General features: G+C 56.2%; 22 protein-coding genes and 1 pseudogene. 10 read left to right on the forward strand and 13 right to left on the reverse strand.

Features of this window, described 5'->3' with window-relative positions; translation table 11 throughout:
* Positions 1-175 precede the first annotated feature (175 nt).
* Positions 176-1585 carry a cardiolipin synthase gene (gene cls / locus AC2FD9_RS09795; RefSeq protein ID WP_282119854.1) on the forward strand — a complete coding sequence of 470 codons (1410 nt, stop codon included), beginning with the start codon at positions 176-178 and terminating at the stop codon, positions 1583-1585.
* Between the two features lie 3 nt (positions 1586-1588).
* Here cls and AC2FD9_RS09800 read toward each other — a convergent pair whose 3' ends face one another.
* Positions 1589-2485, reverse strand: coding sequence for a YegS/Rv2252/BmrU family lipid kinase (locus AC2FD9_RS09800; protein ID WP_282169259.1), 897 nt, complete (start codon positions 2483-2485; stop codon positions 1589-1591).
* A 460-nt stretch (positions 2486-2945) separates the two neighbouring features.
* Here AC2FD9_RS09800 and AC2FD9_RS09805 point away from each other — a divergent pair.
* Positions 2946-3104 (forward strand): annotated as a pseudogene (locus AC2FD9_RS09805) (IS6 family transposase); the annotation flags it as partial.
* Positions 3105-3164: 60 nt separating this feature from the next.
* Entirely contained in the window at positions 3165-3872 is a 708-nt protein-coding gene (locus tag AC2FD9_RS09810) for an IS6 family transposase (protein WP_496836847.1), read from the forward strand.
* A gap of 87 nt (positions 3873-3959) precedes the next feature.
* Here the strand turns inward: AC2FD9_RS09810 and AC2FD9_RS09815 are convergent, their stop codons facing one another.
* Complete coding sequence (locus tag AC2FD9_RS09815) at positions 3960-5285, reverse strand: hypothetical protein (RefSeq protein WP_282169260.1); 1326 nt, start codon at positions 5283-5285, stop codon at positions 3960-3962.
* Positions 5286-5382: 97 nt separating this feature from the next.
* Here AC2FD9_RS09815 and AC2FD9_RS09820 point away from each other — a divergent pair, with 97 nt between their 5' ends.
* Positions 5383-6756, forward strand: coding sequence for a hypothetical protein (locus tag AC2FD9_RS09820; protein ID WP_496836597.1), 1374 nt, complete (start codon positions 5383-5385; stop codon positions 6754-6756).
* Positions 6757-6836: 80 nt separating this feature from the next.
* Here AC2FD9_RS09820 and AC2FD9_RS09825 read toward each other — a convergent pair whose 3' ends face one another.
* Entirely contained in the window at positions 6837-7949 is a 1113-nt protein-coding gene (locus tag AC2FD9_RS09825) for a tetratricopeptide repeat protein (protein ID WP_282169262.1), read from the reverse strand.
* A gap of 454 nt (positions 7950-8403) precedes the next feature.
* Here AC2FD9_RS09825 and AC2FD9_RS09830 point away from each other — a divergent pair, with 454 nt between their 5' ends.
* A complete protein-coding gene (locus AC2FD9_RS09830) occupies positions 8404-10167 on the forward strand; it encodes an adenylate/guanylate cyclase domain-containing protein (protein ID WP_282169263.1) in 1764 nt (587 codons plus the stop codon).
* Between the two features lie 673 nt (positions 10168-10840).
* Here AC2FD9_RS09830 and AC2FD9_RS09835 read toward each other — a convergent pair.
* From AC2FD9_RS09835 to AC2FD9_RS09860, 6 genes are all read right to left on the reverse strand, one after another.
* On the reverse strand, positions 10841-11257 hold the full coding sequence (locus AC2FD9_RS09835) for a hypothetical protein (RefSeq protein WP_282169264.1): 417 nt from the start codon (positions 11255-11257) through the stop codon (positions 10841-10843).
* Positions 11258-11424: 167 nt separating this feature from the next.
* The gene (locus AC2FD9_RS09840) at positions 11425-12303 is read right to left on the reverse strand and encodes a primase-helicase family protein (protein ID WP_496836600.1); all 879 of its coding nucleotides are present in this window, start codon (positions 12301-12303) and stop codon (positions 11425-11427) included.
* Positions 12210-12914, reverse strand: a complete 705-nt coding sequence (locus AC2FD9_RS09845) for a hypothetical protein (RefSeq protein WP_496836602.1) — start codon at positions 12912-12914, stop codon at positions 12210-12212. The genes AC2FD9_RS09840 and AC2FD9_RS09845 overlap by 94 nt, the downstream gene beginning before the upstream one ends.
* A 41-nt stretch (positions 12915-12955) precedes the next feature.
* Positions 12956-14347 carry a hypothetical protein gene (locus AC2FD9_RS09850; RefSeq protein WP_282119846.1) on the reverse strand — a complete coding sequence of 464 codons (1392 nt, stop codon included), beginning with the start codon at positions 14345-14347 and terminating at the stop codon, positions 12956-12958.
* A gap of 122 nt (positions 14348-14469) precedes the next feature.
* Positions 14470-14697, reverse strand: coding sequence for a hypothetical protein (locus AC2FD9_RS09855; RefSeq protein ID WP_282119845.1), 228 nt, complete (start codon positions 14695-14697; stop codon positions 14470-14472).
* A 181-nt stretch (positions 14698-14878) separates the two neighbouring features.
* Positions 14879-15178, reverse strand: a complete 300-nt coding sequence (locus AC2FD9_RS09860; protein ID WP_282119843.1) for a hypothetical protein — start codon at positions 15176-15178, stop codon at positions 14879-14881.
* Between the two features lie 57 nt (positions 15179-15235).
* Here AC2FD9_RS09860 and AC2FD9_RS09865 point away from each other — a divergent pair, with 57 nt between their 5' ends.
* Positions 15236-15472 carry a hypothetical protein gene (locus AC2FD9_RS09865; RefSeq protein ID WP_496836604.1) on the forward strand — a complete coding sequence of 79 codons (237 nt, stop codon included), beginning with the start codon at positions 15236-15238 and terminating at the stop codon, positions 15470-15472.
* A 7-nt stretch (positions 15473-15479) separates the two neighbouring features.
* Here the strand turns inward: AC2FD9_RS09865 and AC2FD9_RS09870 are convergent, their stop codons facing one another.
* The 4 genes from AC2FD9_RS09870 to AC2FD9_RS09885 all read right to left on the reverse strand — a co-directional run bounded on the left by AC2FD9_RS09870 (position 15480) and on the right by AC2FD9_RS09885 (position 17793).
* Positions 15480-15701 carry a helix-turn-helix domain-containing protein gene (locus AC2FD9_RS09870; RefSeq protein WP_171177354.1) on the reverse strand — a complete coding sequence of 74 codons (222 nt, stop codon included), beginning with the start codon at positions 15699-15701 and terminating at the stop codon, positions 15480-15482.
* Complete coding sequence (locus AC2FD9_RS09875) at positions 15698-15916, reverse strand: helix-turn-helix domain-containing protein (protein WP_170602299.1); 219 nt, start codon at positions 15914-15916, stop codon at positions 15698-15700. Before AC2FD9_RS09875 ends, AC2FD9_RS09870 begins: the two co-directional genes overlap by 4 nt.
* 84 nt (positions 15917-16000) lie before the next feature.
* Positions 16001-16495: a hypothetical protein gene (locus AC2FD9_RS09880; protein WP_496836607.1), complete on the reverse strand. Its 495-nt coding sequence runs from the start codon at positions 16493-16495 to the stop codon at positions 16001-16003.
* Positions 16492-17793 carry a tyrosine-type recombinase/integrase gene (locus AC2FD9_RS09885; RefSeq protein ID WP_496836609.1) on the reverse strand — a complete coding sequence of 434 codons (1302 nt, stop codon included), beginning with the start codon at positions 17791-17793 and terminating at the stop codon, positions 16492-16494. Before AC2FD9_RS09885 ends, AC2FD9_RS09880 begins: the two co-directional genes overlap by 4 nt.
* Positions 17794-18210: 417 nt before the next feature.
* On the opposite strand from AC2FD9_RS09885, the gene AC2FD9_RS09890 reads away from it, so the two are divergent.
* Genes AC2FD9_RS09890 through AC2FD9_RS09905 form a run of 4 tightly spaced genes read left to right on the forward strand, consistent with a single transcriptional unit; the run spans position 18211 to position 21012 of the window.
* Complete coding sequence (locus tag AC2FD9_RS09890; RefSeq protein ID WP_496836849.1) at positions 18211-18960, forward strand: alpha/beta fold hydrolase; 750 nt, start codon at positions 18211-18213, stop codon at positions 18958-18960.
* Positions 18957-19952 carry an alpha/beta hydrolase gene (locus AC2FD9_RS09895; RefSeq protein ID WP_496836611.1) on the forward strand — a complete coding sequence of 332 codons (996 nt, stop codon included), beginning with the start codon at positions 18957-18959 and terminating at the stop codon, positions 19950-19952. The genes AC2FD9_RS09890 and AC2FD9_RS09895 overlap by 4 nt, the downstream gene beginning before the upstream one ends.
* Positions 19952-20380: a VOC family protein gene (locus AC2FD9_RS09900; RefSeq protein ID WP_496836851.1), complete on the forward strand. Its 429-nt coding sequence runs from the start codon at positions 19952-19954 to the stop codon at positions 20378-20380. Before AC2FD9_RS09895 ends, AC2FD9_RS09900 begins: the two co-directional genes overlap by 1 nt.
* A 17-nt stretch (positions 20381-20397) precedes the next feature.
* On the forward strand, positions 20398-21012 hold the full coding sequence (locus tag AC2FD9_RS09905; RefSeq protein WP_496836853.1) for a hypothetical protein: 615 nt from the start codon (positions 20398-20400) through the stop codon (positions 21010-21012).
* The last annotated feature ends 52 nt before the right edge of the window (positions 21013-21064 follow it).

Consider the following 21064-nt stretch of genomic DNA (forward strand, 5'->3'; position numbering starts at 1 on the left):
GTCAAAGCGGCATACGAATGAGAATTCTCTATCGAATTGCAACCCGAGCTCAACAAGAACTGCGTTTCTACGCGCTTGCCCTAGGCGATCCTTTCCTGCGAGTATCGGTTAATCTGGTGGATCTCCACCTGGTGTTGGAACGCCCTTTCAGCAACCGTGAACCAAAGAGGCCCACATGGTGTCCACAATTCTGGTCTTGCTCCTGATCGCCCTCGAAGCCACTGCCATTTGGTTTGCATGGAGAGCGATCTCATCGGCGCGAACCTCTCAGGGTGCAGTGGGTTGGGTCGTTTTTCTGATTACTGCCCCGTATCTTGGCGTTCCGCTTTACCTTTTTTTGGGGCATCACAAGTTCGACCGATACTTAACTGCGCGCCGCGATAGCGAGGAGGTAATTGACGGAATCAAGACGTTTCGCGAGGTCAATGCGCCCGACGTGCCTACGGAGTTTCCGTCCGAAGCGTTGGAAAGGATATCTGAACTCCCCGTGGTCCGGGGCAACAACATGCGAATCCTATTAAACGGGCAGGAAACGTTCGATGCAATCTTTGCCGCTATTGACGCAGCCCAAGATTACATTCTGGTGCAGTTTTATATTGTTCATGATGATGATCTGGGTCGGAAACTGCGGGACCATCTGATCACCGCAGCAAAACGTGCAGTTGCAGTTCGGTTCATGTGCGATCCAGTTGGGAGCGTTAAACTTCCAAACTCCTATCTTAATGATCTCCGTTCAGCCGGTGTACAAGTAGTTGAACCCGCGCAGATGCGCGGAGCTAAAAACCGATTTCAACTCAATTTACGCAATCACCGCAAGACGGTGATCGTCGACGGTACGGTCGGCTTTACCGGCGGATTGAATGTTGGAGACGAATATATGGGGCGCGATCCAAAATTCGGTGATTGGCGCGACACACATGTCGAAATCCGTGGCCCGATCGCCTCGCAATTGCAACTGGTGTTTGTAGAGGATTGGCATTGGGCAACTGAAGAAATCCTGATTTCGGAGATGAACTGGGAGGCTGGTCACATGGAAGAGAACATGTCCGGATTAATCGTCCCAACCGGTCCCGGGGACGAAATGGAAACCGGTGCCTTGTTCTTTTTCACGGCAATCGCGAATGCCAAACGTCGGATTTGGATCGCTTCGCCGTACTTCGTACCCGATACCGATGTGCTCACAGCCTTAAAACACGCTGCGTTGCAAGGGGTGGATGTCCGCATCCTGGTTCCGGACGTCATTGACCATAAGATTCCTTGGCTTGCCGCTTTTGCCTTTTTTGATGAAATCCGCGAAGCCGGAGTACAGGTCTTGAGATATAGTTCCGGTTTCATGCATCAAAAAGTATTGGTTGTTGATGATACTTTGGCCGCGATAGGGACAACGAACATGGATAACCGCTCATTCCGGCTAAATTTTGAAGCAATGGCCGTTTTCTTCGATGCACGCGCCGCCGGGGCTACGGCCGCGATGCTGGAAAAGGATTTCGAACGGTCGTTTAGGCTAGACAAATTGCTTGCTGAACAGCCCCCGCATATCCGGATTGGCGCCCCGATTGCCCGCCTGTTCGCTCCAATTCTTTAGAGATCAAGACCCAGTTGAAGGTAGCGCAAAGCTTAATCTACCCGGTAGAACCGAAATTTCGAACCTCGTGTCCACCATCGGTTCACCGTCAAGGTTTAAGTGGAACGGTGTTTCTGTTTCCAACACCGCATGTTTGAAACGGCTACGTTTTACGAGCCCGGCAATCGGGTCACTCAGGTCGGGGAAATGCCCAAAAGACAGGTTTGCAGGTGGCCACTCGTCCGTGGTCAAAACACCCAGATCGAGCAACCCGTCGAACATGTCAGCCTCTGGAGTTACTTCGAACCCACCACCGGCGAAGCGATTGTTGCCAATTACCAGCGCAGAAACCGACGCCCAGTTATGCTCTGACCCATCCAAAGCAATCATGGCCTGCGTTGGTTTCAGCTCAGAAACTCGCGCCAATCCGGTAAGGGTGTAGGCTAACCCTCCTAGCCGCCTCTTAACTTCTTTGGGAGTTGTCGCGGTAATCATGGCCCCAAAACCGCCACTGGCGACATTCACGAATGGGCGACCGTTGATGGAACCAATATCTATCGACCGGGCTCTTCCGGTTGCGGCCTGCACCAATGATGCAGAAAGATCCGATCCGTCATCACCATAAGACCTGGCAAAGTCGTTAGCAGTGCCCAAAGGCATAAGCCCCAAAACAATGGTTGGTCCCGCATCGCATCGCAATAGGGCGCTGGTAACTGCGTTGAGTGTCCCGTCACCACCTCCTGCAACAAAGCGCGTCACCCCCTTGGCCAAGTGCTTGTGTATCGTTTTTCGCAACTGTTTACCTGACCATGGGATAGCAATCTCCAGACCAAGCTCCTTTTCCAGAGGTCTGACAGCCGAACGTACGTCAGGTCGGGCCGCAGATTTTCGATTGAGGATGAGGAGTGTTTTACAATCCATGTAGCCGGCCTTTTCCTCTCATTTATTCAGGTTCTTGATCACTGCCTTGGCAACCGTTGTGGCCAACCCAGGGTCAAACGCACCTAAAGGATCACGCGCCATTTTCTTTAGTGCGTCCGTGGCAGCTCTGGCTTATGCTGCTGCCATACAAAATTCGGCTTTGGTTGCCATTGTTTTTAGCCCTCCAAATCTGACCAAACATGTGATCGACGGTATGTTTTGCCATCCCACTAGGCCAATATTACTCAAGTAATTCACATTGGCCCTGAGCGGTGTCTACGCGGTGCTTCCTGAGAGCAAAAAAACTCAATGCCAAATTATGCCCCGAATTCAATAAGATTGCTACTCCCGTAGCGCCGCGCAAATAAAACCAGTGGATTTCACTCCACAGAAACCGTGTTGGGTCTTGTCAGAAGAACTTGGGTTGAGGCAGAGCAGGGTGCTCTCGTAGCCTTCGCGCATGATCAAACAGTCGCCATTCAAGTACTTCAAGACCAGTCCAGAGGTCATTCGTCTGGCAGTCATGCTTTACGTTGGGTTCCCATTGTCGCTTCGAAACGTGGAAGACCTATTGCACGAACGGGGAATTGAGGTGAGCCACGAAACCGTCCGATATTGGTGGGGTCTTGTCAGAAGAACTTTGCTTGAGAGGGGTAGGGCGGTTGCGTAGCTTTTGTTCATTACCAGACCTGCCTCATTCAAATACTTCAAAACCAGCCCTGAGATTATCCGCCTTGCGGTGATGCTGTATATTCGGTTTGCACTCTCGCTTCGGAATGTCGAAGATTTACTGCACGAGCGAGGCATCGACGTGAGCCACGAATCTGTCCGATACTGGTGGAATAGGTTCGGCCCGATGTTTGCTGCTGAGATCAGGCGGAAGCGGGTGCAGCAGCTGTGCGCGTTCTCGAAATGGAAGTGGCACGTGGACGAAGTCTTTGTGAAGGTGAATGGCAAGCGACACTATCTGTGGCGGGCAGTTGATCACGAGGGCGAGGTGCTGGAAGCCGTTGTCACCAAACGCCGAAACAAAGCTGCAGCACTGAAATTCCTCAGGAAATTGATGAGGCGGCACGGCAATGCTGAAAAGATCGTCACCGACCGCTTCGCTTCCTACAAGGCTGCTCTAAGAGAATTGGGTGCTCTCGAAAAACAAAGGACGGGCAGGTGGCTCAACAACCGCGTTGAGAATTCGCACCTGCCGTTCCGACGAAGAGAACGCGCCATGCAGCGTTTCAGGCGTATGCGAAGTTTGCAGAAATTCGCCTCCGTCCATTCTTCCGTCTACAACCACTTCAATCAGGAAAGATCGCTAGCCAGCCGAGACACTTTCAAGCTGACGCGCACCGCCGCTCTTGCCGAGTGGCGCGAACTTGGTGCGGCATAAAGGGCAGCTATGCTGGCCTAGCTGAGACTGGTTCGAATTAGTCTGACAGCACCTTTACACCTTCACTACCACCTAAATCACTACGGTTTATGGTGTGTAGAAGGTCCCGCCGATTTTCCAGCCCGTATCCTGCCTTTCAAACTGCACACCTCCAAGGGAGTCTGTGTAGGTGGTGTAGCCAGCCTGAACCCCTTCAGGAGCAACAACGCTGCACGCGGCGTTGCCCGGATTCATTTCGGAAACCGCTGCTACTATGGCTTCAAGTGACACGTTCGAAGAGAGCGCAGAGGCCAACTGGCCTGCCTTCCGAAACGATACCTGCTCGTTCTCAGCAAATTCGATGTCCGGGTCGTTCGACACTTGTTCCCAGCGGACAAATGGATAAGAGAACTCCGCAGCTATGGCCGCGTGATCGTTTTGTGCAATAGATGACTGCAATGCCGTTAACCAAGGTGCAAAACCGTCCTCCGGACCGCAAAGCGCCTTTGGATCGGTCACGCCTAACCAAAGAAACAATTGATAGTCCGCGCCGCAGCATGGCTCGGCCATGCCTATCGTCAAACGACGTTTCCCGTCATCAGAATCCCAGCTGTAGCGCGGCAACCACTTATTCGACAAATCTTCTGCCGGGGTGCCCCGAAGCCGCATTGCGCTGGCCAGAACCTCGTCGAGGGACTGGGAGGAGTCGTCATAGAAAACGATATTGGTAACTGCCCCGTTCGCAGATGTGATGGCTTCTGCATAGCCTTGCATTCCATCGATTGTTGCCTCGGCAAAGGTATCGTTCTCCGAAAGGATTTCGCCAATCCGAAATGGTCCCAAACTCTCGGGAAAAGCATTGTCCGGATGCTGGCCCAACTTGGCTTCTGCAAGAGCCCGGTAAATCGGGCAGTCGGCGTAATATTCGGCAAAAGCACGCAGAACTTTCGCTGACTTCGTGGATTTGACATCGCTCCAGGTTTCACGGGCGGATTGGCAATGTCCCTTTTTCTCACCGACAGTCTCTTCGATTTTTCCGGCATCAGGATCAAGCGCCTGCGCCAAAATCGCATCGCAGGTCTCGGGCGCATTTGTCAGTTTGGCCATTGCGCCGAGAAACCGGTCATCCGCAATATCTGAACGATCTGACCCAAGTAGGCGTTCCACGCAAGTCACGCCCTCGGCCAGCACGGGGGCGGCAGCGAGCAGAAAACTGCAGGCAATCAAAACATTTCTTAACACCAAGACACTCCAGATTTGCGGGCTCTTTCCGGATAAGCGTGCCATGACGCTTTCTTCGGAAGAAACTTGTTGATGCACCGTAACGCGCTGACTAATTTTGGGTAAATCAGGTTTTGAGGCAAGAAGAATGAGCAGAAATCGAACCCGTCTCTTTATTGCCCCGTTGATGGCGATCTTTTGCGCGGCGGGCACGAATGGCGCAAAATCGCAAGAATATGACTTCTCCCTCCACGGATACTTCAACCCGTCTTGCGGTGGTGGCTTTTTTGAAAGTCCCGAGAAGGAAGGGATGCCGTTTCAATTCGATGTGGACCTGTCCATTGATTTGCTTTTGGGAGAACCGGTTGTGCGATCCTCTGCCAACTGGAAGCCTTACGGGTTTGGCGTTTCCTGTATCGAACCTTACAACCAAGACGGATTGGTCCGACTGACAAACCTGCGCCAATACGATCCAGATGGAAAATCCCACCCCTACAACATGACTTTGGTGGGCGAGATTTCCGGCCCCGACGTGCAAGACCAGACATTCCTGGGCTTCAACCCCGGTGCCCTCAGCGCAAAGGCGGGTGAAACCGGATACAACACCTCTGGATCGCCCAATTGGGACCGCTTGTTTTTCAGAATGCCCAATGGAAGCTATGATTTCTGGAACGAAGATTTGTATCATTATCTCGATGCGGAGGCCGCGCAGGAAATCTTCAAGAGCGGGTTTGCCGTCACCGACCTGACCGTCGCAGAAGTTGATTTTGATCTGTCCGAGGCAAAGTCAAACTTTGGTGCACGCGGGACACAAGCCAACACCCTCAAAGCTGTGGCCAACAGATTGGCCAGTTGGGGACAGGACAGGTTTACACCCTATCCCAAAGAGGTTGCGCAACGCATTGAGAATGCTGCCGCGCTTCCCATTCCCAAAAACGTGGCTGCTTTGCGCGGAACCATTGACGATATCAAAGCTCTGCATCGCCATTTGGTGCGCGGGTCGGGTCAGGAAAATGTGCAAGTCGCCATGAAAGCCGTGCACGCAGATCTGGATACGATCTTGGATGCCGTGGATGACCCCGCCTTGAAAGAAGAGTTCTGGCAGGTTCTCCTTGATCCCGTCACGCAGGCAGCCAATGCCGAGCGTGCTGCCATTGCCGCCGCGATCCAAGTCAGAGCACAGGAGACCACAGAAAAGTCGGAAACAACAACGGTTGTAGAAAACACACCGACCCCGTCGATAGAAACCGAGATCGACTATAAGTATGAAGCTGAGAGCCTGGCCACGGCTCTGGAAACCGTTGCGAAAGACGGAATTTTTGAAACCAGTTGCGGCAAGGCCGGGTACAAAGTTCACGAGTCTGCGGTCGATGGGACGACGGGTGAAAACATGTTTTCCGTTGGCCATACCGCTCCTGTGTGCGAAAGCGGTCAGTATACCGAACGGATGTCGAAGTTTAGCTTCCTTGTTTCGGATATCACGGCCTACGACATTTCGGGTTATGAGCTGAAGATCGAATTCGCCGGATCAGGTGTCACCGAGCAATACTATGCCACTGATTACCGTAAAACCCGAGCAGTGCAGCGCTCTGATTTTGTCGTGCTCCTGAATCTGAAACACAAGCGCGGCATGGAGCGTTTGGTTAAAACACTGGACGAATTGATTGCCTATCGGGCGGAATAGACAATCAAGCGCAGCATTACGTTCTCACCCCGATTATTTTCGAGAGGGTGACGTGTAAATTGTCGTAAGATTGCCCGCCGTCAATCGCCCAGAATCTTCGCGAGCAGTTTTTCGGCGACTTCATCCCCTTTGCTCGCTGCGCGCTGATACCAGTGTATCGCCTGCGCGGGATCGCCACCTTCGTGCAACAAGCGCCCGTATTTGCGCATTGATTTTACATGCCCTTGCTCGGCAGCCAAGCTGAAATAATGGGTGGCTCTGTCAGTGTCGGGGTAAGTGCCTTTCCCGTGGAGATACATCGAGGCCACATTGTGTTGCGCCCATTTGTCTCCTGCGTCTGCCGCGCGCTCGTAGAGCTCCAGCGCTCGTTCATAGTCAGCCGGATAGTCGCCGTAGTCCCCCGAGAGTATCAGGGCAGACCAATACATCGCGTCGGTGTTCTGACTGTATTCGATGGCTTGCCCATACCAGAACAGTGCGGCGGCCAAATCCTGTGGAGCAATTTTCCCCTCACGATAGATATCGCCCAACGCGTCCTGAGAAGACCCATAGCCTGCTTCCGCACTGTGTGTGAAAAGTTCCACAGCACGTTCGGGATCGTCGTCGATAATCGTATAGGCAAGGTTCAACTGCGCCATCGGAAATCCGGTATCGGCTGCTTTTTCCAACCAAAGGAGAGACAAGTCCTGGTCCTTTTTGACACCCTGACCATTTTCGTAAGCTGCAGACAAAGTGGTAGCCCCGAGGGCGCTGCCGTTTTCGGCGGCCATTCGGGCATGTTTGGCGGCAGCCTCATAGTTCTTGGCTTTCCGAAGAACGCGGGCGTATGCCGCTCGGACCTCTGGATTTGGCCGCCCAACAGATTGCACGGCCCGACCGCATACTTCCAAGGCGGGCTCGACCATGATGTCGCCAAAGCGCACGCCCAGAAAATCCTCATGCTGTAGTGGCACGCTCGCCATGGTCAGGCATGTTTCATCATCCAGCGTCAGCTCACCTTGCGCAGTTTCCTCCGAGCCTGCTTCAGGGTTGGACCCGCCTGGGGCAAGCCGGTTGATTTTTTCCTGAGCAAGCCCCGCATAGATCGGACACCCCGAAAAGATCTTTGCAAAACTTCTGAGCGCGTCGACCGAACCGCTGTCCTTTATGTCAGGCCAAATAGAGCGTGCTTCTGAGCAATCGTCCTGTGCCACCGCTGTGCTCGAAAGAAAGGTACAAGACAAAACCAGAATCAAATGAAATCGCAAAGCAGGCCTACCCCTATCGTCAAAGCTCGGTTGCTCCATTTTTGAAACTGTACGCAAGTTTCGACAGGCTTCAAAAAGGAACTGAGATTTTTCTTGCACATTATGTCCGACGCGCTTCAGTCGCAAGTTTTTGCACTGAACCGGAAATCTTGCGCATTCAATCGCAATATCTCAACTTCACCAAACTCGTCGTGTTTGTGTGACGGTCTTGTCAGAAGCCGTCTCCGAGCCAATGCGAACCAAAGGCTGCATTGTCCGCACAGCGGTCTTTCAGGCCGAGCGCGGCGAAAGACAGCTCAGAGCCCAATGCAGTCTTTGTTTAGTGTTGGCCAATTCTATAATTGCGCAGGGTTCCACATTTCACTGTTGAATTAGGTCCATCCGACTGCGACAGTTTCTTATGCAACGCCGACTTACCACCATCGTAGCCGCCGATTTGGCGGAATACTCTCGTTTGATGGCTATCGATGAAGAAGGCGTCATCCAGCGATTGCGCGCAACACGGAGTGACGTGATTGACCCGGCGGTGGCCGAAGCCAATGGGCGGATCATCAAGACTATGGGTGATGGCATCTTGGTCGAATATCCCTCGCCGGTCGAAGCGGTCCGCTCGGTGATTTCAGTCCAAGAACAGATGGTGGAGCGTGAAACCGGCTCCGCTGACCAGCGCCTGCGCTTTCGCGTAGGCATAAATGTCGGTGACGTTGTCGAAGACGGTGATGACATCCTCGGTGACGGCGTCAACGTGGCGGCACGGTTAGAAAGCCTCGCTCCGCCGGGCGGTATTTGCATCTCGCGCAGCGTCCATGACCAACTTCGTGGCAAGATTGATGTCCCGATGACAGAGCTTGGCCAGCAAATGGTCAAGAACATCCCCGAACCGGTCGAGGTTTGGCGGGTCGAAATCAATGGCGTCAATGCGCCGGTGCAGGAAGAAAAAACCGAACGCCCCTCGATCGCCGTTCTGCCATTCGACAACATGTCTTCGGATCCCGAACAGGAGTTTTTTGCCGACGGGATCGTCGAGGACGTGATTACCGAACTCAGCCGGTTCCGAAACCTATTTGTTATCGCCCGCAACTCGACCTTTGTTTACAAGGGCACCGCGACCGATATCAGGCAGGTCGCGCGCGAATTGGGCGTGCGCTATGTCGTCGAAGGCTCCGTACGGCGTGGCGGCGACCGGGTGCGCCTGACCGCCCAGTTGATCGAGGCGGAAACTGGATCCCATGTCTGGGCCGATAAATGGGACCGCACTCTGGACGATCTGTTTTCTGTCCAGGACGAGCTGACAGCTGCCATCGTCACAGCTGTCGAACCCGAACTGGGTGCCCATGAACGCACTTTGGCGCGCAAGAAACCCTCTGAGAGCCTAACAGCATGGGAGTTATGCCAAAGAGGGATTTCCGAACAGATGAAATTCACCCCCGAGGCGATAGACATTGCGGATACCTTTTTCCGGAAAGCAATTGAGATCGACAGTACCTTTGCCGATCCGCATGTGATGTTAGCGCGCAACGGGTGGGTGCGCCTTGGATCCGGGTGGAGCAAGAATCCCGCGTCGGAACTCAAAAACGCGATGGGCAGTGTGAAACGCGGATTGGAGTTGGACGACCGACAGGAAATGGCGCATCTGGTTCTGGGTGTCTTGCTGGCAATCGCCGGAGAGCCGCGCGATGGATCGGTATCAGTGAACCATGCCCTTGCGCTTAATCCAAACAACGTTCAGTGCCACTATGCGATGTGCATGGTAAACCTATTCGATAACGCCATAGATGGGAACCTCATGCACAGCAGCGGCCAGGAATGCCTCAAGCTGAACCCCAAGGATCCGCGCGCCACAATGTACCATTTCTTTTCCGCCTTAGGACGCTGGGTCAAAAACGGGCTGGTCCCTGATGACGCCTATATTGCAGAGATGGAGGCGGCGTGCAGGTACACAAATGCGCCTTGGTTCGTATTTATGATCTGCGCCGTGGGATGTGTGCGAATGGGGTTTACAGACCGGGCAACGAAACACCTATCAGCTGCGCTTCAGCGACGGCCGGAACTGACGAAAGAAAATTACAGACACGCATTTCTACAGCCAAGCTGGCCGGATTTTTACGAGAACGACCTCGATGCGCTTGAGACACTTGTCGAACTAGGATTGCCTCGCGACTGAACGGTGGCTTAGTCCGCGTCCTTCCTGTCTGACCGAACGGCAGTGAAAGTGCAGTTCTGGGTTAGGCATAATTACGTCGACCAATGGCCGCTTCGACGAAACTGGCTGCAACGCGGCGAGCCGTCTGCAGCACCTGCGAACGAGTGCTGCGTCAGCGAAGGCTGAAAACCCAACGACGGCAAAGTCCGCACAGCGGTTGTTGATGCGCTGCGTAGCGAACGACCGCTCCGAGCCCAAAGTGACCTTAAGAAATACGTCGACTTTGAGAGCACGTGACTGAGAAGAAAAGGACCGGCGCAAACGCGCCGGTCAGTCCAACAGGGAGGTTGCAGAGTTGACCTCTACATCGTGAAGTCATCACAGGGATTTGGCGTCAGTTGGACCTCATTTTGGATTATTGTGCGGTTGTGGCTTCTTTGCCGACACGTCAATCTAGTGAACTTCAAATGAATGGCAGCTCTTGGAGGCGCGAGAGCGATCAGCCTGCCGCTGTCTGAGGTTGTTTATTCGAAAAAAATCGAAAAAATTTTCGGAAGGAGTGACGGGCTGTGGGTAGGCCCAGCTCCACTGGCCCCGGTCTTTTTATCGGGATGGGGGGGTATATTCGGGATTTTCCCTGGCCCGACAAAACCCAGCCCCGAGGCCTACACTCTACGAACGACGAAGCCTCACTTCATGCTGGTGCCAGGTCGATCTCTTTGTGTATCCTGATCGCCGTTGGCTTCGGGTTTCGCGGGTTGGATGAGGCAGGCCACGTCGCGTGTATTCTCATTACGCCAGCGGCGCAGTAGCACTTTACGCCATCTCGCTGGATACACTCGTGGTAGTCTGCCCCGACATATGTCCGGTCACGGCGCTTGCCTTCTCGAATGCGGATCAGGAGAACAGGTTGCAGGTCGTAGTGCCAGCGGGTGTCACAGGCCGCACAGGCATGGATGTCCTTGCCGAGGCTACCGAACACCCGTCTGGCGACCTCCACGGCGTCGGGATCACCGTCCAGAAATTCGAATATGAGGCGCGTCGCCTCAATGGTGACGACACCGGGCTTGCGGGCCTGTGCGGCTCGCTTCCTGCGCTCGTGCCGGTTCATGTCAAAAGACTGGAGAGGAAGGAAAGTGAGGAAGGAATGGATATTTTTTATATTTATGACGTGCGCGGTGCGTCAGTATGTATATAAACCCCCTGTCATACAGGGGTATGAAGTGCGCTCTCGCGTATTACAAAAATATATATATTCATTCCTTCTTTTCCCTCCGCTCAAAACTCGTCAGGAACGCCCAAAAATGCATTTAACTTTTTGATTTGTTTTGGTAGTTCCGAAAAGATGCTCTTTTGGTCGCTGTTCGAACCTTCCGGCTCTCCAAAGTCTGCTATCTCTGCCAAGGCGTTCCAGAACGCCTTGAAGCCGTGGTCCGAGTACCGCTCACCGGCGTGGCTCAGGGTCCACTTCTGGTAGGCGTCTCGGACCTTTTTCCGAGAAATTCGGATTGGTTCCTTCCGCCAATCGGGGACCTTACCGCCAAATCCGCCCTCAAAGCCGTACCCTTCTAAGGGGAATTCTCCGCTGTGGACGACTTCCATCCACCATCTGTGGACGCCTTTGAGAGACCGTTCTTTTTGGCTGATGGTTTCCGCTGTCAGGGGGCGGTCGCGTTCCGGGTTCCAGTCCGAAACGTCACGGTTCAGCATCTTTTGCAGGAAGTGTGCCGCGCCGTCGCCTTCAATATGATCTGAGAGGTGTTCAAAGTAGTCATAATCGCGCTTGCGGCCATCGCTAGTCCGACCAACCACAACGCGACGGTCATCATGCTCCACGTGGACGGCGTGACTTTCGTTCGTGGCGGCGATGATGCCCAGATATGAGGGTGTGGTCTCACCGTCGAGGCCCTTGGCCTCAAGCAGCATCGTCTTTGCCGTGATGCGCCGTTTCATTTTCTGGTTGGCCTTCTTGTCGCCTACAAAGAAGCACTCATCGGCGAACACGTAGCAGGCGCTCATAAGGTGCTTGTTGAACTTCCCAAGCAGGTGACCGCTTTCTTCGATCACCACGGCGTGTTGGTTAAAAATGCGCTGTGCCAGGAGGTCGTCAAAAATGATGCCTTTACCCGTGCCCTGACCGCCGAGGAAGGCAGGCATAACGCCATCACGCGCGCCGGGTCTTGGATTTTGGCGGCGATAAAATTCAGGGTGTATTCGTACAGTGCGTCGTCGCCGTTGCAGATCACGTCGCGGATGTGATTGAGGATTGGGTCGCACGGCCCCTCTTTCGGCTCGACTCCCCAACCCATCCACAGGTTCAGAAAATCGTCAGGAACCTCGCCCCTGGGCATCATGACTGTGCCCTTGTACTGGCGTCGGTCGGGTGATGCCATCCAAAGTGGACCGGCAGGCACCAAACCCTCGGCGGTCGCAACGGTGATGTTTTCGACCAGAGCCAAGAAATCCGTCTTGGTGAGCAACGAAAGAACCTTGCGCATTTTCATGTCGCCGGTCGCGTTCTTCTTAAGCCTTATCGGCTGCTCAACCCAATGGCCGACGCGGAACTTGCTACCGATGATCAAAACGAAGAATTCTTCGTTGAGAAGGTCTGTGGCCTGTTGCGCGGCGTCCTGTCGTTCGCCTGCGTCGCGCTGCTTAATCATTCGCTTGAGCGACTTTTCGAGGTTTTTCTTAGTCATTCGAACATCCGCGTTTGCGCAGTCGTCCAACAGCGCAGTAAGCGCGTCGTCATGTTCCAGCCAGTCCATCTCTGCGATTTCCGCGAGACGCCTTTTGATGTCGTCTCTGTTCATTTCAGTCTGGTCTCCATCATGCGGGCGATTCTCGCCTCCCGGGTGTCTTGATCGCGTCTCGGGAGCTTTCTGAGCGCGTCGAACCGGCGGGCGAACACGTCCCGGTATTCCGCGTCAGTGCCAAGGATGTACTTGCGCACCTTCCCGTGCGCGTGGGACGTGAGGCGTCGGCCATAAGCAAAGATCATGCCGGTGATGGCACCGCCCCGGTAATCGGGTTCCAGCGGGTCGTGGGTCTTGGCTTTGTCGTAGGCGCTGGGGTGTATCAGGACATCACCCACGGTCACGAGTTGCCCGTCGGACAGGTGCAGCACGAAATCCGACCCAAGGACCGTGTGTTCCGTCTCAATCATGTCCAGCAGATCCTTGCGCCGCCCGCGCTGCGTGGCGTCGGTCACATGCGCGGCGACGGCCCGTGGCGTAGCCGCGACGCCCAGCGCCGTGTGCGCCTCCACCTCAAGCCGTTCGTTTGCCCAGACTTCGCGCTGGGCGTGTGCCCCGTCGCGGGTCCGCGCTATCTCGCGCGCGACGCGCTCCGCGTACTCACGCTCCTCATCGGATGTCAGGTCTGGAAAGACACGTCGCGTATCGGCCAGGGCCAGCCCCTCGCTAATCAGGAAGGCGTCAGGACGGCGTTGCTCCAAGCCCTCGCCACATACGGCCCCACTGGCGTAGTCCAGCCGTGAGGGCTGGTACATGCAAGGATCAAGCGTGGCACGGATCAGTTGCGCGCCACTGGCTGAGATGAGGATGTAGCCGAACCCGTTCAGCCAGAGGCGCTTGAGCAGTACATCTGCGGCGCGAGGTATGTCCGTGCCGTCCTCAACACCCATGTACAGGCGTTGACCTTTAAGCCCGACCACCTCGCAATCGAAACCGGTATCGAAAATGTAGGAGGACGATGAGCAGCCCCACAGCACGTCGTGCTCGGCATATCCCGGCACGGCGGTCACGACCTGTCGCCACAACTCGTCACGGCTCAGGGCCGTGCGGTCAGTTCGTGGGTCGTAGTCCGCGGCAAGGATGGCTGGACCCTCGGGCCATGTGAAATGGTCCTCGCTGCGAGCGATGGTGCCGGGTGTTACCCGTTCCTTAGTGACCAGCGGCACACCATCGTCGGGCGTGTCGATTGTCGGGATGCCGTAGGTCAGCACATCACGCCCAGCGCGTAGCTCAGTGTTCAGTACCGTGGCAAAATCCGTCATGTCGGTGGCCTCGTCCACGAACGCCCGCCCCGCGCTGAGCCAGCCAACGGTTTCCTTAAGCAGTTCGTCGTCAGCTCCCAAGCGGTAGTGTTTGCCACCCGCCATTGGGTTGGTCAGTTCAATCCGCGTGTAGCGGAGCGGCGGGGTGTTCGGATCACAAGCCATTTCGTCGCTTTCCTTCATCTTGCACCCACAGAAGTTTGTGTTGCGGGCAATTCATCGTTTTCCTGCGTGTTTCGGCGGCTCGGGCAGAGGCGGTCACTGTTCGCGTCACTGATGCCCCTCCGAAACAGCACTTATTTCCCTCACGCTCGCTGGTTCGGGAGCGCCAGAGCCTCGCCCAGCGCCTTGTCAGCCGCGCGCACCAAGTCACGCGCCTCAGCGAGCTGTGGTGCCCGCTCCATCGCCTCCAACCCATCTCGGATGTCGTGCCTTGCATTGCGGATGTGTCGGGTTCCCTTGCTTGCGGCATCCGCCACCGCTGAGAACGTGCGTGGCCGTGCGGTGGCCTGTGTCTGCGTCCTGACTTTCATGTGAAAATTTCCTTTAGGGTCCGTTCGAGGGCTATGAGTTGCTGCTCGGGTTTTCTGGGTGATCGGGAGGCGACATCGGCACGGTCGCCTTTTTCGAAACGCCAACCCTTGGTCCCGTTGGTTAGGTCGCACTCGAATAGGTCAGCCAGCGCCCGCAGCGCGCGTCTGTAGCGGTGGTTACTCATGGCTGAGCCCTCCGACGCCGACGACGCCGAGGGGGTTCGGTGGGTGCCTGCTCGCGGATGTGCCGCCCACGGGCGACACGCTCGGCGATGCGCTCACTGGCCTTGGATAGGGCCTTCTCAATTCGGGTCAGTTCACCCTCGGGGTCGCCGGGGTCATGCTTGACCGTGAGCGTCAGGTCGCCGCGCTTGATCTTGTATCGACCGGGCGAGTGAACAAGGGTCGCGCGGTGCTGATGAACCAGAGCCCGCAGGCGTATCAGGAATTTGTGTTTGCGATGGGTTTCTGTGGACCGCATTACAGCCTCCGCTTGGTCGTTGGCCGGGGATGCGCTAAGCTTTGACCGTCAATTCTAATGAAAGGGATTGGCGGTACGTCGAGAAGCGTTGCCCCCGATTGGGGCGGCGCTTTTTCTCTGTCAGTTGGCACCATCGGCTTGCCTCCCCTTCACATCGGTGAGCGGTCGGAGGGTGATCGGAGGCATGGTCAGGCCGTTCCGGCGGGCCACGTCGCGCAACCCCTGCACCTCACTCTCGCTGTGGACGACAAGCGCACATTTGAGCATGTTGGCGGCACGGATACGGTCGGCTAGGTCCAGCTCACGCGGCATCGTCTCGCTCCTTTGGCTGGATGCGGTTCCGTTCCTTGAAGGCGTCGATGCTGGCGCGGTCGATGCGCGTGACGCGCCCGTTCGAGTAGCCGGTCAACTCGCCGCTACTGAGCCAGCGCCAGACGGTCGAGGACGACACCTGCAACTCGCGACAGGTTTCCTTGACGGACAGGTCCGAGGATTGATTTGGGGTAGGGACCGGGGCGCTCATGCTGCGTCTCCTGCCACCTTAGCCAGAAGGGCAGGGTCGGGCACGTAGGCGTTGTTCGCCTTGTACTCATCTAGTGAGGTTCGTGTGATGCGCTCTTGCTTGCCTACGAAGTAAGTAGACAGTTGCCCGGACGCTATCAGCTTGCCGACCGCATTACGCGAGACGTTCATCTCAGTGCATGCCTCGGCGATAGTCAGGTCAGGCTCTCTAGCCATGTGTCACCCCATTAATTAGGTCGTGACACTTGGCTAACAGGGGGTGTTCCAGATGGACGAATTCGTAACTCAGTTACGCGCAAACTATCTTTTTAGCGGTCCATTTTTCTTGAATTCCGCCCGTATCCAGCGGGCTATGCTGCCCTCGGAAGGTAGTTTCGCCACCTCATCCGCAGTCCGTTCTAACGACATCTCATCATAAACCCGTTCCGCGAGGTGTTTCGCCGAACCTGCCATGTTTGGGCTGCGTTCAACTATCGCCATCGCTCGCCTAATCACCTCGTCATGGTGAGGACGACGACCGGGGCGGGCGTTCTTACCGCGCGCGCTGTTGCGCTCTCTCAGGACGCTTTGCACTGCCGTGTAAGCCGATTCTGCCTCTATGTGATCCTCTCGGGGGTCAGGCCCGTCTAGGTTCAGCAGGCGCAATTTGATGAAGTCCAGCGCACTCACTTTACCCGGTGGCAGCGCCGCCACCCGCTCGGCTTCTTCGCGGCTCACTTTCAGGCGGCGCATGATCGTGGCCGTGGTATCGACGCGCTGGGCGTCGGCGAACGGGTTGGGTTTCGGCTTGGTCATGCCCGTCCCTCCGACAACTGCACCACGTTCTCAGCGGAGAGCCCGTCGAGGAAGTCCGCCCATTTCTGCCACCATTCGGCGGCGGGCTGGTTCAACTCGGATAGCTGATAATGCGCGTCCGCCTCGCTGGTGTCAGGGCTATGTGCGGACAGGCGGTCGCGGATGTCCTTGCCGCCACCGTTTTCGGCAACCCAACTAAGCAGCGCCTTACGGTTGGCGTGGCTGGTGTAGTCGGTGGGCAGGCTCAACTCGTCGCGCTGCCGCGCCCAATTCAACGAGACTGTCTTGCGGCCACGACGACCGAACACACGACCCTCTCGCGTGGGTTGGCTGCGCAGCAACTCGACCGCCTGTGCCGAGAGCATGACCAGATGTTCTTTCTTGGCTTTCATGCGCTGGGCGGGAATGGTCCAGCGCCCATGTTCAAGGTCAATCTCCGACCACTCAGCGCCCAGCGCCTCGCTGATGCGGGTGCCCGTCAGCAGTTGCAGGCGCATGATGTCCCGGTCGATGTCTTGCAGTTCGTCAAGGCCCCGGACCATCGTGCGCAGTTCGGACATGGACGGGCGGTAGTCCTTGATCTGTGATTTCGGGGTCTTATCCAACTGCGGGACCGGTACGCCTGCGGGTATCATTTTCTTCTCGCTGGCCCACTTGAACATGCTTGCCATCGCCATGCGGATGTTGTGCGCCGCACCGGGCTTGTCATCTATCAGGTGGGTAAACGTCGCGTTCAGGGCCTCCACGTCCAGCGCGCCGAGGCGCATGCCGCCATGGTTGGGCAGGACGTTCTTGGTGAGGATGTTCTCCGACCGCCGCCACGACTTTGTGCCGCGCGTCTGCATGGCTGTGATGTAAGCCTCGGTCAGTTCGTCCAGCGTCGTTTCAGACCGCTTGTCGGCGACCTTGGTGACGGGCTGCGCCCACGCCTCTCGTGCCTCGGCAAGGCTCATGGCGGGGTAGTGCCCGAGGGTGATTTGTCGCTGCCGCTTGCCTTTCTGGGTGCGGTAAATCCAACGCTTGCCCCGTGTGGTGGCTACAAGCGTAAGGCCCGCGTATTGCGGGTCCGAGAGACGCCGACCGGGTTTCAGGCGGCGGCAGGCCAGATCAGTCAATTCCTTGGCAGCGGTTCCGTTCGCCTGTTCGAGGGCAAACGCAACACTGGCGCGCAGTTCCTTGCGGATGCCCGTGTCGAGTGCAGCCTGCATCAGGTCAGCAACAACCTCGCGGGGGTCGCGATCGTCCTGATCCACGAGACTTGCAACTGAGGTCAGAAAGTCAGATGTGTTCTTTGTCATGGTCGTGTCCTTATGCAGTTCGGTCGTGTCAGTCGGGCGGGTGTTGGCGCACCCCCCCGACACCTTGGATTTAGCAACGCCATCGCACCGCTACCAGCCCCTCGTCACTGATGCGTCACTGTTGTGGCATGATATCCACGCGGGTTGAGTGGGTCTGACAGGGGCAGTGAAACGGTTTGGCGATACAAGCAAACGCCTGTTTTTTAAGTATTTTTCCATGAATTTTCAGGGAGTTCGCTGGCGCGGGGTATGAGAACGCCCGGTTGCGGGTTATGTGTGTTCGATCCATTTGGCAGTTGCAGCATGACCTGTCAAGCACCCAACCGCGTTGGGGCTGACGCGGCGGGAGGTTCGAATTCGGGAATTGCAGCCACCGGGCAGCCGTGCATGATGAACCCCAAAAGGAAAGAGGGCGACATGGCAGCGACGGATTTTCTGGAAACGGCACAAGGGCGGCGGCTGGCTTATCACAAAAGCGATGGGGCAGGGCCGACGGTTGTATTTTTGGGCGGGCTGAAGTCTGACATGGAGGGCACCAAGGCGGTGCATCTTGAGGCTTGGGCCAAGGCGCGCGGTCAGGCATTCCTGCGGTTCGATTACTCGGGCCATGGCGAGAGCTCGGGCAAATTTGAGGACGGATGCATCGGCGACTGGCACGAGGATGCTTTGGCCGCGGTAGCTGCCCTGACCGATGGGCCACTGATCGTGGTCGGGTCGTCGATGGGCGGCTGGCAAGCGCTTTTGCTGGCGAAGGCAATGCCGGATCGGATTGCAGGTATGGTGACCATCGCCGCCGCGCCTGATTTCACTGAAGACGGGTACTGGGCATCGTTTTCTGACACGCAAAAACAGGTGTTGGAAACCGAAGGGTATGTTGAATTACCCTCTGACTATATGGAGCCTTATATCATCACGAAACGCATGATTGAGGACGGAAGACAGCAGTTGGTTCTGCGGGATGCAATTAATCTTCAGTTTCCGGTACGTTTTCTGCAAGGGACTGCAGATACTGCTGTTTCCACTGCAACCGCTGTGCGTCTGGTGGAACATGCCACCGGTTCAGATATGCGCCTGCTCTTGGTCAAGGATGCAGACCACAGGTTCTCGGACGGGCCATGCCTGGAAGTCATCGAAAACGCCGTGCTTGAAGTGATGGGCGCGCAATGATCCGGGGGGTGGGCAAAGCCATCGGGCGTGTTCTTCTGGTGCTGGTCGCGGCTGGTGCCCTGATCTATTGGTTCGGTCCGCGCGAAGAAGTGAACCTGAACCCGACATTTGAACCGCGCAAGTTTGGCGAGGGGGTGCAGGTCTATTTCGAAAGCGTTGAATCCGCTTTCAATGACATCACTCCGGGTGTTGAGAAACGGGTAATCTGGCGGGACGGGTTCAAAGAACAGCGCACCCCGGTTTCCATCCTGTATGTGCACGGGTTTTCCGCCTCGTCCGAAGAAATTCGTCCGGTCCCCGATATGGTCGCAGAGGCGTTGGGGGCCAATCTGGTCTACACCCGCTTGCAGGGTCATGGACGCGGCGGGGAGGCGATGGCCGAAGGCACCGCCTCGGGCTGGATGCAGGATATGGCCGAAGGGTTGGCCGCCGCCCGTTCAGTGGGCGATCAGGTCGTCGTGATTTCAACCTCGACCGGCGGAACGCTGGCTGCGGCGGCAGCATTGGACGACGCGCTTATAGAGAATGTAGCCGGTTTGGTCTTTGTCTCTCCGAACTTTGGTGTGAACACGCCCGGTGCCTGGATACCCGGCCTTCCATGGGCGCGCAGCTGGCTGCCATTGATCATGGGGGAAGAACGGGACGTCTCTGGCCCGGATCCGGAAGAGAACAAGTACTGGTCGTCGGTTTATCCGTGGGAGGCAGTTGTGCCCATGACCGCCTTGGTTGAGAATGCTTATGCCATGGACTTCTCGCAGGCGCGTGTCCCGGCGTTGTTCTGGTTCTCGGACGATGATCAGGTTGTGCGCCCGGACTTGACTCACAAGGTGGCCGAAGCTTGGGGCGGACCTGCTAGTGTTCATACGGTTACGATGGGGCCGGGCGATGACCCATCGTCCCATGTCATTGCCGGACGTTTGATGTCTCCGGGACAGACCGATGCTGCCGTCACTGGAATTTTGGCATGGTTGAAAGAGCAGGGGATTGAATGATGGAACAGCGCGTCAGCCTAATCACTGTCGGGGTGGAAGACCCTGAAACCGCCGCTGCATTCTATGAAAGGATCGGCTGGAAACGTGTCGACAGCCCGGACGGTGTGATTGCCTTTGATCTGATCGGGCAGACGCTGGGGCTGTATCCTCTGCCGGCACTTGCCGATGAGATTGGTGTTGACGTGGGCACCTTGGGCCGTGGGGCGCTGACGCTTAGCTATAACTGCTGGTCAAAGGAAGATGTCGCGCTGGTTTTAAGCAAGGTTCAAGCCGCTGGTGCCGAGGTTCTTAAACCGGCCTCGGATGTGTTCTGGGGCGGGCATCACGGTTATTTCCGCGCACCCGAAGGCACGATCTGGGAGGTCGCTTTCAACCCGTTCTCACCTCTGGCCCCTGATGGGGCGTTTCGTTGGAACGGGTACGGGTGATGCGTAAGCCGGGTAGCATGTGGAGCCTTGAAACTCTTGGCCGCGTGCGCCTGTCCCGGCATTTTTTCATGCGTGACTTCTTGTATTCCGAGATTGGAAATTTCCATGAAAAACAAAATCTTCCCGACAATCCTGATCTTGCCATCGAAACCGGCCGAGCCTTTTGCCGGACGTTGCTGGACCCTTTAGAGGAAACGTTCGGACGTCTTGCCGTGCGCTCGGGATACCGGTCGCCGTCTCTAAACCAATTTGGCAATGAAAACCGGCTGAACTGCGCCCGAAACGATAATCCACTGGAGTGCCATATCTGGGATTGGGGCACCGGCGATGATCGGATTGCCGGGGCGTCGATTGTCATTCCGTGGTTCGCGGATCGTTACGCGGAAGGCCGGGATTGGCGCGATCTGGCGTGGTGGATGCACGATCATTTGGAATATTCCGAGATTTGGTTTTTCCCAAAACTCTGTGCTTTCAATCTGGTGTGGCGGCCAATTCCCCTCAGGCGTATCGACAGCTACATCGTCCCGCGCGGGTGCCTGTTGCGTGCGGGCGAAAATCCGGGCGAAGACCTGAAAACTCGCAAGAAGCGCTATGCGGACTTTCCCACGTTTCGCGGCATTGCCTATCCGTGAAGTTTAACTTGCCGACGCCGATAAAACCTCTCATCCTGCTAAAAACGAAGCC

This window comes from Ruegeria sp. YTSC230 (genome assembly GCF_059609665.1).

Coding starts and splice junctions, on each gene's coding strand:
- AC2FD9_RS09870 (WP_171177354.1), bottom strand. CDS start 15,701: ATGAGCGCCCCGGTCCCTACCCCAAATCAATCCTCGGACCTGTCCGTC.
- cls (WP_282119854.1), top strand. CDS start 176: ATGGTGTCCACAATTCTGGTCTTGCTCCTGATCGCCCTCGAAGCCACT.
- AC2FD9_RS09835 (WP_282169264.1), bottom strand. CDS start 11,257: ATGAACCGGCACGAGCGCAGGAAGCGAGCCGCACAGGCCCGCAAGCCC.
- AC2FD9_RS09830 (WP_282169263.1), top strand. CDS start 8,404: ATGCAACGCCGACTTACCACCATCGTAGCCGCCGATTTGGCGGAATAC.
- AC2FD9_RS09895 (WP_496836611.1), top strand. CDS start 18,957: ATGATCCGGGGGGTGGGCAAAGCCATCGGGCGTGTTCTTCTGGTGCTG.
- AC2FD9_RS09880 (WP_496836607.1), bottom strand. CDS start 16,495: ATGACCAAGCCGAAACCCAACCCGTTCGCCGACGCCCAGCGCGTCGAT.
- AC2FD9_RS09800 (WP_282169259.1), bottom strand. CDS start 2,485: ATGGATTGTAAAACACTCCTCATCCTCAATCGAAAATCTGCGGCCCGA.
- AC2FD9_RS09855 (WP_282119845.1), bottom strand. CDS start 14,697: ATGAAAGTCAGGACGCAGACACAGGCCACCGCACGGCCACGCACGTTC.
- AC2FD9_RS09875 (WP_170602299.1), bottom strand. CDS start 15,916: ATGGCTAGAGAGCCTGACCTGACTATCGCCGAGGCATGCACTGAGATG.
- AC2FD9_RS09850 (WP_282119846.1), bottom strand. CDS start 14,347: ATGAAGGAAAGCGACGAAATGGCTTGTGATCCGAACACCCCGCCGCTC.
- AC2FD9_RS09885 (WP_496836609.1), bottom strand. CDS start 17,793: ATGACAAAGAACACATCTGACTTTCTGACCTCAGTTGCAAGTCTCGTG.
- AC2FD9_RS09845 (WP_496836602.1), bottom strand. CDS start 12,914: ATGGACTGGCTGGAACATGACGACGCGCTTACTGCGCTGTTGGACGAC.
- AC2FD9_RS09840 (WP_496836600.1), bottom strand. CDS start 12,303: ATGCCTGCCTTCCTCGGCGGTCAGGGCACGGGTAAAGGCATCATTTTT.
- AC2FD9_RS09905 (WP_496836853.1), top strand. CDS start 20,398: ATGTGGAGCCTTGAAACTCTTGGCCGCGTGCGCCTGTCCCGGCATTTT.
- AC2FD9_RS09890 (WP_496836849.1), top strand. CDS start 18,211: ATGGCAGCGACGGATTTTCTGGAAACGGCACAAGGGCGGCGGCTGGCT.
- AC2FD9_RS09860 (WP_282119843.1), bottom strand. CDS start 15,178: ATGCGGTCCACAGAAACCCATCGCAAACACAAATTCCTGATACGCCTG.
- AC2FD9_RS09865 (WP_496836604.1), top strand. CDS start 15,236: ATGAAAGGGATTGGCGGTACGTCGAGAAGCGTTGCCCCCGATTGGGGC.
- AC2FD9_RS09820 (WP_496836597.1), top strand. CDS start 5,383: ATGCCGTTTCAATTCGATGTGGACCTGTCCATTGATTTGCTTTTGGGA.
- AC2FD9_RS09900 (WP_496836851.1), top strand. CDS start 19,952: ATGGAACAGCGCGTCAGCCTAATCACTGTCGGGGTGGAAGACCCTGAA.